The organism is Micromonospora sp. U56, assembly GCF_018070095.1.
Classification (GTDB): domain Bacteria; phylum Actinomycetota; class Actinomycetes; order Mycobacteriales; family Micromonosporaceae; genus Micromonospora; species Micromonospora purpureochromogenes.
The window spans coordinates 1-10,207 of the sequence record NZ_JAGPYL010000174.1 but is presented as its reverse complement, the minus strand read 5'-3'; the positions used below and the strand labels follow the sequence as shown (position 1 = coordinate 10,207).

Here is a 10,207-nt window from a genome sequence, read left to right as displayed (position 1 = left end):
CGGACGCCCGGCTCAGCGCAGCCCGTACGCGTCGATCACGGGCTGGTCGACGACGGTGCCGGCGCGGTCGGCGGCGTGCACCCGCAGCGACACCGCTCCCTTGCCGGCCGGCACCAGCGCGGTGTCCCGGGTGTCGGTGCCGTGCACCGGCTCCGTCCGCCAGGTCGCGCCGGAGTCGCACGACCCCTCCACCCGCAGGCTGGTGCCCTTCGGGGCCGATACGCCCGCCGGCTGGCGCAGCGTCAGCTCCAGCTGGTGCGGACGCCCGCCGGCGACCGTGCCGCGCAGGTCGGCCGGCACCCGGTAGTCCACCTGGAGCAGCGGCAGCGGCTGGGCGGCGTCCCCGGCCGGGCGGGCCGAGGTGAACTCCCAGGCCGTCTCGGTCCGGGTGGCCCACCGCCACTCGTCCGACGACCGCCGCGTGGTGACGTCCAGCCGGTAGCGGGCCGAACCCGGGGTGGTCGGAACCGGTGCCCAGCCGCCGGAAAGGTCGGCGATCTGCTGCCCGTCCCGGCTCAGCCGGCGCTCGACGGTGTCCTGCTCCTCGCTGAACCCGGCCGGGCTGTAGTGGCCGTCGGCGTCGACGAACTCGGCCACCCGCAGGTCGAGGTTGTCCCCGGTACGCGTGGGCACCGCCACCCCGGGACCCGCCGGCACGGCCGGCCGAGACACCGGCGCGTGCCAGGTTTCGGTGACCCGGTCGTCGGCGGCGTACTGCCGGGGCTGCTGCGTAGAGCCCCCAACCAGCCGGCCCCAGGACCAGGGGAGCCGGTGCAGCACCCGCTGCTGCCACCAGTTGTCCCCGGCGCTGACGAACTCCTGCCGCATGGTGCCGGTACGCACCAACCGCTTTTCGTCCATCCAGGAGTACTCCTGCCAGGGCCGCCAGCCGAACCGCTGCTCGCCGGCCCAGTCGAACCCGCCGGTGTCGGCGTAGCGGGCGGTCACCTCGGCCGTGTTGTCCGCGGTCACCTGGTGCACGATGCGGTCCGGGATCCGCCCCTTCGACACCTGCCACACGTCGTACAGGTAGGGGCTGTTCGGGGTCAGCGTCAGATCCAGCGTCACGCCTCCGGCCTTCGCCGCCGCGATCATCCGCTGCCCGTCGTCGTACGCGACCACCATCGACGGAATCGGCAGGCGGTCCCCGTCGGGAGCCCAGACCGTCCACGCGCTCCAATCCGCCGGGCGGACCATGAGCACCATCGCGGCGCCCGCCGCGACGGCATCGGCGACGATCTGGTCCTCCGCGACAACCTCGGGTCTGCTGGCGACCAACGCGGCCGCACCTCGCACCCCGGCTCGAGACAGCTCGGCGGGGGTGCCGTCGCCCGCCCACACCAGCGGCAGCTTCCGCCGGCCGTCCGGAGCCGGCGACTGGTGCAGCAGGTTGATGTCCAGCGGACCGGAGACGTTGCTGACCTTGGCGTCCACCATCGGGGCGACCAGCTGCCACCGCGAGGAGAACTCGAACTCGCCCTGGGTCACCGGCCGGGTGGGTGTGACGTTCACTTGCTGGACCGTGCTGAACTCCATCACGCCGTGGTCGACCTGCCGGCCGTTGCCGAAGATCCGGTGCTCGAAGAAGCTGATCACCGCCCGCTGCTCGGTCGGCTTCGGCGTCTCGATCCGCACCGGCGTGGCCTTGCGCGGGTCGAGCACCACGGTGAGATCCCGGTCGACCATCAGCTCGGGATCGGTGACCAGGGTGAGCTGCTCGTCCAGCGGTGCGCCGTGATTGATCAGCCCCTCGAGCAGGTACGGGCCCTCCTCGACCTGCACCTGCACCTCGCCGGGGATCCAACCGAGCTGGTCCGACTCGCGGTGTTCGCCGAAGAGGGTGAACACCGTCGCCACGCCGGACTGCCCGGCCATGTCCAGGGCGCGCAGGGTGACGGTGTGGATCGGGCCACTGAGGGTGAGCCCGACGGCCGTACGCACCGCGACACCGTCCGCGCCGGTGGCCACCAGCCACCCTCCGTGCACTCCCCGGTCCAGCTTCGCCGGGTCGGCGTGCAGCGGGACGTTCACACTGCCGCCGGCCGGCACGGTCACCTCCGTGCCGTCGAGCGACACCCCGTCCGGCTCGGCCGCACCGCGGTCCAGGTTGCGGAGCTCCAGCGCCAGCCGCAGGGTCTGCGGGGACGACGTGCCGTTGGTGTACGTAACGGTCCGCTCCACCGCCGCACCGCCGGTGTTCACCCGGCCGAAGTCGGCAGTGGCCGAGCCGTACACCCGCTGGCTCAGCGCGCCGGCCACGTCAACCCGGCCGCCGCCCTGCTCGAAGACGGTCAGCGCGGGGTTCGCCTTCGTCGTGCTGACCAGCGCGTCCTTGAGCTTCCCGGCGGTCCAGTCCGGGTGTTCCTGGGAGAGGATCGCCACCGCGCCGGCGACGTGCGGGGTCGCCATCGACGTCCCGGACGCCCGCGTGTACGCGTCGTCCACCGGCGTACCCATGGTGGTGCCGGCGGCGCGGGCGGCGACGATGCCGACGCCCGGGGCGGTGATCTCCGGCTTCAGGCCGTTGTCGCCGAGCCGGGGGCCGCGGCTGGAGAATTCGGCCAGATTGTCGTCGCGGTCCACCGCGCCGACGGTGAGCGCCGCGGTCGCGGCGCCCGGCGAGCCGACGGTTTGCGCCGCGCCCGAATTGCCGGCGGCGATCACGAAGAGGGTGCCGGTCTCGGCGGTGAGGTCGTTGACCGCCTGGCTCATCGGGTCGGTGCCGTCGGTGGCGCCGCCGCCGAGGCTCATGTTGACGACCTTGGCGCCGGAGTGGGCGGCCCACTCCATGCCCGCGATGATGTCCGAGCCGTAACCGTTGCCGTGGTCGTCGAGCACCTTGCCGACGAGCAGCCGCGCACCCGGCGCCACGCCCTTGCGCAGCCCGCCGGAGGCGGCGCCGCTGCCGGCGATGGTGGACGCCACGTGGGTACCGTGGCCGTGCCCGTCCTGCGCGCTGCCGGTGCCGCTGAAGTCCTTCGCCTCGACGATCCGCCCGGCCAGGTCGGGGTGGTTCGCGTCGACCCCGGTGTCCAGCACGGCGACCTCGACACCGGCGCCGTCCCGGCCGGCCGCCCAGGCCGCCGGGGCGCCAATCTGCGGCACGCTGTGCTCCAGGTCCGCGCGCACCCGCCCGTCCAGCCAGACCCGGTCGATGCCGGCGCCGAGCCGGGCCGGCGCACCGGCCGCGGTACGCGCCTGCGGCGTGCCACGCAGCGTCGTCCACAGCCCGCCGAGCTCCTTCTTGCCGACCTTCAGCGCGGCGCCGTTGATGCTCTCCAGCGGGCGGGCGGCGGTGGCCCCGGCGAGCGGACGGACCCGCCCGCCGGCCGGCTGCTGGTAGCGCACGATCAGTGGCAGCGCGCCCTGAGCGGCGTCGCCGTACCCGTCGGCGACCAGTTCCTGCACGTCGAAAAGGTCGGCGTCGAGCACACCGGCGGAGAGGTACGGCACGACGTCGCTGGGCAGCACCCGCAGCCCACCGTCGGCTTCGATGGTGTGGAAGGTGATCCGGTCCCGGCCGGGGCCGGGGTGGACGGTGGCGGCGACCCGACCGGGCGCGGCGGGAGACAGCTCCACCTGGTCGCCGGTGATCAGGGTGATGCGGGCGGGCGCGCCGCTCGTGGCGGTCGTGGCCGAACTCGGGCCACTGGGCCGGGCGGGCGGGTCGGCGGACGCCGGTGCGGTGAGTCCGACCACCAACGCGCCGACCGCGCCGGCACTGAGCCAGCGTGGGGATCGGTGCATGCGATGTACTCCTCTACTCCGAGGCCGGCCTCGGGGAGGTCGGCGCTCCGGAGTCTGCGCCGAAGATCATCGCTGGGTCACTAGGGAAGGCGCGCCGTACCGGCGACATGTCGCCAGGTGGACACGGAGCGACGGCGACCGCACGGCCGCGTGGCCGGCACGGGCCGGCGGGTACGTGCGCCGCCCCGCCCGGCGAGCGCTCAGCGCCGGCTGCCGCGCCAGCCCTGCACCGGCAGCCCGAACTTGGCCACCAGGCGGTCGGTGAACGGCCGGGCCCGCAGCCGGACGATGCGCACCGGCAGCGCGCCGCGGCGCACCGTCACCCGGGCGCCCGGCGGGAGGTCGAAGACCCGCCGGCCGTCGCAGCAGAGCACCGCGAGGGTGGTGAACGGGTCCACGGTGATCGAGAACGTGGAGGTGGGCGCGGTCACCAGCGGGCGGCTGAACAGCGCGTGCGCGCTGATCGGCACCAGCAGCAGGGCCTCCACCTCCGGCCAGACCACCGGGCCGCCGCCGGAGAAGGCGTACGCGGTGGAGCCGGTGGGGGTCGCGCAGACCACCCCGTCGCAGCCGTACCGGGACAGCGGACGGCCGTCGACGTCGACGAGCAGCTCCAGCATCTGGGCCCGCTCGCCCTTCTCGACGCTGATCTCGTTGAGCGCCCAGGACTCGATGGTCGGCCCGCCGTCGAACTCGGCCGTCACGTCGAGGGTGAGCCGTTCGTCCACGGTGTAGTTGCGCCCCACCACGTCGCGGACCGCCACGTCGAGGTCGTTGATCTCGGCTTCGGCGAGGAAGCCGACCTTGCCGAGGTTGATGCCGAGCAGCGGCGCCTTGGCGGGGCGGGCCAGCTCGGCCGCGCGCAGGAAGGTGCCGTCCCCGCCGAGGGCGAAGACGATCTCGGCGCCCTCGGCCGCCTCCGGCCCGGTCACCGGCACCACGCCGGGCAGGTCGAGGTCGTCGGCCTCCTCGGCCACCACCCGCACCTCGAAGCCGGCGGCGATGAGATCGGCGGCCACGGCCCGGGCGTGTTCGGTGCTGCGCCGCCGCCCGGTGTGCGTCACCAGCAGCGCGGTGCGGCTCACCGGGCCACCCGCCCGTGCCTGCCGCCGGGGCTCACCCCGTCGCTGTCGCCCACCGGATCCGCCTCTCGTCCCCTGCTCGTCGGGTTCCGCTCGTCGCTCACCCTGTCACCTCCCCGGTCCGGTCCGCCGGCAGTTCGCCGGCGGTGGCCGGGCCCTCGGGCCCCGCCGCCACCACGGCCCGCACCCGCTCGGGGTCGGCCGCCGGGGCGTCCCGGCGTAACCATACGAAGAACTCGACGTTGCCGCTGGGTCCCGGCAGTGGACTGGCCGCCACGTCGGCCAGGCCCAGCCCGAGCCCGGCCGCGGTGGCGGCCACGTCGAGCACCGCCTCGGCCCGCAGCGCCGGGTCGCGGACCACGCCGCCGGCACCCACCCGCTCCTTGCCCACCTCGAACTGCGGCTTGACCATCAACGCCAGGTCGCCGTCGGCGCGGGTGCAGCCGGCCAGCGCCGGCAACACCAGGCGCAGCGAGATGAACGACAGGTCGGCCACGGTCAGATCCACCTCGCCGCCGATGACCTCCGGGGTCAGGGTGCGGACGTTGGTGCGCTCGAAGACCTTCACCCGCTCGTCGGTGCGCAGCGGCCAGGCGAGCTGGCCGTACCCGACGTCCACCGCGACGACCTCGGCGGCGTCGGCGCGCAGCAGCACGTCGGTGAAGCCGCCGGTGGAGGCGCCCGCGTCGAGGCAGCGCCGCCCGGCGACGGTCAGCCCGCCCGGTGTGAACGCCGCGAGGGCACCGGCCAACTTGTGGCCGCCCCGGGAGACGTACTCGGCGCTGGGATCCTCGCCGGTGACCAGCAGCGGGTCGGCCGGGTCGACCATCGCGGCGGCCTTGCGCGCCGGCACCCCGCGCAGCTGGACCCGGCCGGCCTCGACCAGCGCGGCGGCCTGCTCCCGGGAACGGGCCAGGCCGCGGCGGACGAGTTCGGCGTCGAGGCGGGTACGACGTGCCATGGGGTGGTTCTCCGGTCGGTTCAGGCCTGGTCGATGGTGGCGAGGGTCTCCCGCAGCGTCTGGTACGCCGCCTCGTACTGGGCGATCTGGTCGGCCGGGGGCAACCCCTCGGCGTTGATCATCGCCTGCACGGCCGCGTCGACGGCCGGGTGGTGCGCCTCCTCGACGTCCTCGTACCCGGTCGGCGGCGGCCCCGGCCGGGGCCCGGGCGGCGGACCGGGACGCGCCCCCGGTGGCGGCCCCGGACGCGCGCCGGGCGGTGGCCCGGGGCGGAACGGGGCGCTCACCGGGCGCTCCGGCCGGCGGCGGGCGTCATTCCGTGCCGCCGGTGGTCCGCTTGCGCGGGGCGGCCTTCTTCACCGGCCGGGCCGGCGACGTCGCGCCGCCGCCGGTGGTGGTGCTCACCGACGCCGGTGGCTTCTTGGCGATGGCCTTCTTGGCAACGGCCTTCTTCGCCACCGCCTTGGTCGGGACGGGAACCGGCGGAACGCCCGAGCCGGCCGCCGCGCCACCGCTGGGGCCGGCGGTGGCCGGACCGGCCGCGCCCGTCGGGGCGACACCCCCCGGGGTGACGCCGACCGGCGACGTGCCCGGCAGCGGCCCGCCCGGGCCGCCCTTGGCCTCGCGCAGCTGCCGCTCCAGCTCGTGCACCCGGCGGGTCAGCTCGGCGACCTCGTCGGCGGTGGCCAGACCGACCGCCCCGAGCGCCCGGTCCACCTCGAAGCGGACCAGCTTGGTCAGCGCCTCACGGTTGGCGGCGCCGGTGGAGACGAGTTCCTCGGCGAGCGCCTGGAGCTGGGCGGCGGTCGCGCCGCCCGTGCCGACCAGCCGCCGCGCGGCGTCCTGGGCCTTCTTCCGGGGCGCCTCCGTCAGGCCCATGGCCAGCTCAAGGTAGGCGCGCCACGCATCCTGCATGCCGGTTTTCCTTCCGCGGGGCGGGGTGTGCGGGTCTCACGCTACCGGGCGCCCCGGACGGCCCATTGCGGTACGGTGCCGAGGAACGGCGTGGCGGGTGTGAGGAGACGATGTGGCCAGCGTGGACGAGTGCCGGCAGGCGTTGCACGACCTGGCGAGCCGGTTGGAGCGCCACGCCGAGGTGGGCCAGCGCATCGACCTGGACCGCACGCTCGCCTGCCGCGTCACCGACCTGGACACCGCGTTCCACGGCCGGATCACCGGCGGCCGGCTGGTCGACCTGGCCGATGGCGACGACGCCACGGCCAAGATCGCTCTGATCACCGGCAGCGACGACCTGGTCGCCCTGGTGCACGGTCAGCTCGACGTCACCAAGGCGGTCGCCTCCCGCCGAGTCTCGATCAAGGCGAACCCGTTCGACCTGATGAAGCTCCGCAAGCTGCTCTGACGGCCGGCGCGACGTCCGCCGGCCGCGATGGCCGGGCCGGTCAGGCCGACAGGCCGAGCGCCGCGAGAGCGCGTTGCGCCTCCGGCGTCGCGGGGCGCACGTCCGCGGCGTCCACCGGCGCCGACCAGGCCGCCGCGCAGAGCGCCACGAGGGCGTCCAGCGGCCGTCCCGCGCCGCGCAGCTCCAGGCCGCCGTCGACCCGGGCGGCGGACCAGCCGCCGGTCTCCGGCTCGCCCGGCACCCGGGCCACCGCCGCCGGGTCGAAGAGCCCGGCCAGGTTCAACGCCACGTACGTCGGCCGGCGCGACTCGGGCGCCGCCAGCAGTTCGGGTACGTCGCTGACGCCGGTCAGCACCAGCAAGCTGTCCAGCCCGGCACGGCGGGCACCCTCGATGTCGGTGTCGAGGCGGTCGCCGACGACCAGCGTCCGGCCTGCGCCGGCGCGGCGCGCGGCGGTGGCGAACAGGGCCGCCTCGGGCTTGCCGACGACCACGTCCGGTTCCCGGTCGAGGGTGTGCCGCAGCGCGGCCACCAGCGAGCCGTTGCCGGGCAGCGGGCCACGGCCGCTGGGCAGCGTCCGGTCGGTGTTGGTGGCCACCCAGGTCGCCCCGGCACGGATGGCGACGGACGCCTCGGCCAGGTCCGCCCAGCCCACCTGCGGGCCGTACCCCTGGACCACCGCGACCGGCGACTCGTCGGCGCGGGCCACCGGGGTGAGCCCGGCGGCGCGGATCTCGGCGCGCAGCGCCTCCGCGCCGACGACCAGGACCGGCGCCCCGGCGGGGAACCGGTCGCGAAGCAATTCGGCGGCGGCCGCGGCGGAGGTCAGCACCTCGTGCGGCTCGGCCGCCACGCCCATGCCGGTGAGCAGGTCGGCGACCTCGCTCGACCGGCGCGAGGCGTTGTTGGTCGCGTACGCGACCGCGCGGCCGTCGGCGTGCAGCCGGCCGACCGCCTCGACCGCGCCGGGGATCGGCCGGTCGATCAGGTAGATCACCCCGTCCAGGTCGAACACGACCAGGGTGTACCCGTCGACCAGCCGATCCCCGGCGACCTCGGTCATCGCTGGTCCGACTCCGACCCCCGCCCGGCCGGCTCGTCGCCGGCCGGCGGCACGGCGTCGGTCACGGTCGACTCGGCGTCGGCCGCGGGCGGCTCGGCCGCGACGGCCGTGGCCGCCTCGTCGGTGAGCTCGTCGTCGGTGAGCCCGTCCGCGTCACGGTCGTCGTCCTGGTCGCGGTCGTCGTCCTCGTCGCGGTCGTCGTCCTCGTCGTCGAAGTCGTCGTCCTCGTCGTCCTCGTCGTCGTCCTCGTCGTCGAAGTCGTCGTCCTCGTCGTCGCGGTCGTCGTCCTCGTCGTCCTCGTCGTCGTCCTCGTCGTCGCGACGGTCCTCGTCGGTGAGGTCGCCGGCGGCGGTGAGGTCGACGTCCGGCTGCGCCGGCACCGCGCCGGGCGCGCCGGGACCGGTGGCGATCTCCTCGGCCGGCTCGTCCTCCTCGTCGCCCTCGATCAGCACGCCGTCGAGTTCGAGCAGCCGCTCCGCCGCGTCGGTCTCACCATCGGTGTCCACGTCGGCGGCGCGGGAGAACCACTCGCGGGCCTCCTCGCGACGGCCGCCGGCCAGCAGCGCGTCGGCGTAGGCGTAGCGCAGCCGGGCCGTCCACGGGTCGGTCGAGTCGGTGGTCAGCTCGGGAACCTGGAGCATGGCCACCGCGGCGTCCTTCTGCCCGAGGTCACCCCGGGCACCGGCGGCCACGATCAGCAGCTCGATGGCGACGGCCTGGTCGAGCTTCTCCCGGTCCGCGCCCCGGAACAGGTCGATGGCCCGCTCCGGACGCCCCAGCGCCCGCTCGCAGTCGGCGAGCACCGCCAGGTGACTCTGCAACCCGGTCATCCGGTGGTACGTCCGCAGCTCGGCGATGGCCGTCTGCCACTCCGCGGCGTGGTACGCGGCCAGCCCGACCGCCTCCCGCACCGCGGAGATCCGCGAGGCCAGCCGGCGGGCCGCCATCGCGTGGGCGAGCGCCTCGGCAGGGTCCTCGTCGATCAGCTGACCGGTCGCGACCAGGTGCCGGGCGACGGTCTCCGCCACCGGCTTGTTCAGCGAGAGCAGCTCGGCGCGGACGGCCGTGTCGAGGTCGGTCGCGGAGATCTCGTCCGGCAGCGCCGGCGCGACCGCGCGACCACCCTCGACCTCGTCCTGCCGCTCACGGTCGGGGCCGAACCCACCCTCGCGGCGCCGGTCCTCGAAGCCCCGCTGGTCGTCACGACGCGGCCGGTCACCGGGGCCACCACGCTCGGGCCGCTCGCCACCGCGGTAGCCGCCCTCACGGCGGTCACCGCCGCGGTAGCCGCCCTCGCGGCGCTCGCCGCCCCGGTAGCCACCCTCACGGGGCGCCTCGCCCTCGCGGCGGAAACCACCCTCACGGCGCTCACCGCCACGGGTGTCGCCCTCACGGCGCTCGCCACCACGGAAACCGCCGCCACCGGGCGCCTCGCCCTCGCGGCGGAAACCACCCTCACGGCGCTCACCGCCACGGGTGTCGCCCTCACGGCGCTCGCCACCACGGAAACCGCCACCACGGGGCGCCTCGCCGTCCCGGCGGAAGCCACCTTCGCGGCGCTCGCCGCCCCGGGTGTCGCCGTCACGGCGGAAACCACCCTCACGACGGTCACGGTCACCGCCGGCGAAGCCGCCCTCACGGCGCTCGCTGCCACGGTAGCCACCGCCGCGCGGCGCCTCGCCGTCACGGCGGAAACCGCCCTCGCGCGGACCGGAACGGTAGCCGCCCTCGCGCCGCTCGCCGTCACGGAAGCCGCCACCACGGGGCGCCTCGCCGTCCCGGCGGAAACCACCCTCACGGCGCTCACCGCCACGGGTGTCGCCGTCGCGGCGGAAGCCGCCACCTTCGCGGCGGTCACCGCCACGGAAGCCACCCTCACGGCGGTCACCGCCACGGAAGCCACCCTCACGAGGCGCGTCGCCGTCGCGGCGGAAACCACCCTCACGGCGCTCACCGCCACGGGTGTCGCCGTCGCGGCGGAAGCCACCCTC

At 75.5% G+C, this 10,207-nt stretch carries 8 protein-coding genes and 1 pseudogene; 2 read left to right on the top strand and 7 right to left on the bottom strand.

Going from position 1 to position 10,207, the window contains the following annotated elements:
• Nucleotides 1-12: 12 nt before the first annotated feature.
• From KBX37_RS31840 to KBX37_RS31820, 5 genes are all read right to left on the bottom strand, one after another.
• Nucleotides 13-3,747: a S8 family peptidase gene (locus KBX37_RS31840; protein ID WP_210779547.1), complete on the bottom strand. Its 3,735-nt coding sequence runs from the start codon at nt 3,745-3,747 to the stop codon at nt 13-15.
• 200 nt (nt 3,748-3,947) lie between these two features.
• Nucleotides 3,948-4,832, bottom strand: coding sequence for an NAD kinase (locus KBX37_RS31835; protein WP_088962661.1), 885 nt, complete (start codon nt 4,830-4,832; stop codon nt 3,948-3,950).
• A 97-nt stretch (nt 4,833-4,929) separates the two neighbouring features.
• Nucleotides 4,930-5,790, bottom strand: a complete 861-nt coding sequence (locus tag KBX37_RS31830) for a TlyA family RNA methyltransferase (protein WP_210779546.1) — start codon at nt 5,788-5,790, stop codon at nt 4,930-4,932.
• 20 nt (nt 5,791-5,810) lie between these two features.
• Complete coding sequence (locus tag KBX37_RS31825) at nt 5,811-6,077, bottom strand: hypothetical protein (protein ID WP_210779545.1); 267 nt, start codon at nt 6,075-6,077, stop codon at nt 5,811-5,813.
• Nucleotides 6,078-6,102: 25 nt separating this feature from the next.
• Complete coding sequence (locus tag KBX37_RS31820; protein ID WP_210779544.1) at nt 6,103-6,705, bottom strand: phasin family protein; 603 nt, start codon at nt 6,703-6,705, stop codon at nt 6,103-6,105.
• Between the two features lie 112 nt (nt 6,706-6,817).
• Between KBX37_RS31820 and KBX37_RS31815 the strand changes: the two genes are divergently transcribed.
• The gene (locus tag KBX37_RS31815) at nt 6,818-7,153 is read left to right on the top strand and encodes an SCP2 sterol-binding domain-containing protein (protein ID WP_210779543.1); all 336 of its coding nucleotides are present in this window, start codon (nt 6,818-6,820) and stop codon (nt 7,151-7,153) included.
• 40 nt (nt 7,154-7,193) lie between these two features.
• Here KBX37_RS31815 and KBX37_RS31810 read toward each other — a convergent pair whose 3' ends face one another.
• Both KBX37_RS31810 and KBX37_RS35075 read right to left on the bottom strand, forming a co-directional pair.
• Nucleotides 7,194-8,216 carry an HAD-IIA family hydrolase gene (locus KBX37_RS31810; RefSeq protein ID WP_210779542.1) on the bottom strand — a complete coding sequence of 341 codons (1,023 nt, stop codon included), beginning with the start codon at nt 8,214-8,216 and terminating at the stop codon, nt 7,194-7,196.
• Nucleotides 8,213-9,163 carry a Replicase polyprotein 1ab gene (locus tag KBX37_RS35075; protein WP_247659392.1) on the bottom strand — a complete coding sequence of 317 codons (951 nt, stop codon included), beginning with the start codon at nt 9,161-9,163 and terminating at the stop codon, nt 8,213-8,215. The genes KBX37_RS31810 and KBX37_RS35075 overlap by 4 nt, the downstream gene beginning before the upstream one ends.
• Before the next feature lie 57 nt (nt 9,164-9,220).
• On the opposite strand from KBX37_RS35075, the pseudogene KBX37_RS31800 reads away from it, so the two are divergent.
• Nucleotides 9,221-10,207: pseudogene (locus KBX37_RS31800) on the top strand (hypothetical protein); the annotation flags it as partial.

Bases quoted from the DNA above. Each gene is read 5' to 3' on its own strand.
- KBX37_RS31840 (WP_210779547.1), bottom strand. From the start codon at position 3,747: ATGCACCGATCCCCACGCTGGCTCAGTGCCGGCGCGGTCGGCGCGTTG.
- KBX37_RS31830 (WP_210779546.1), bottom strand. From the start codon at position 5,790: ATGGCACGTCGTACCCGCCTCGACGCCGAACTCGTCCGCCGCGGCCTG.
- KBX37_RS31820 (WP_210779544.1), bottom strand. From the start codon at position 6,705: ATGCAGGATGCGTGGCGCGCCTACCTTGAGCTGGCCATGGGCCTGACG.
- KBX37_RS31810 (WP_210779542.1), bottom strand. From the start codon at position 8,216: ATGACCGAGGTCGCCGGGGATCGGCTGGTCGACGGGTACACCCTGGTC.
- KBX37_RS35075 (WP_247659392.1), bottom strand. From the start codon at position 9,163: ATGGCGGCCCGCCGGCTGGCCTCGCGGATCTCCGCGGTGCGGGAGGCG.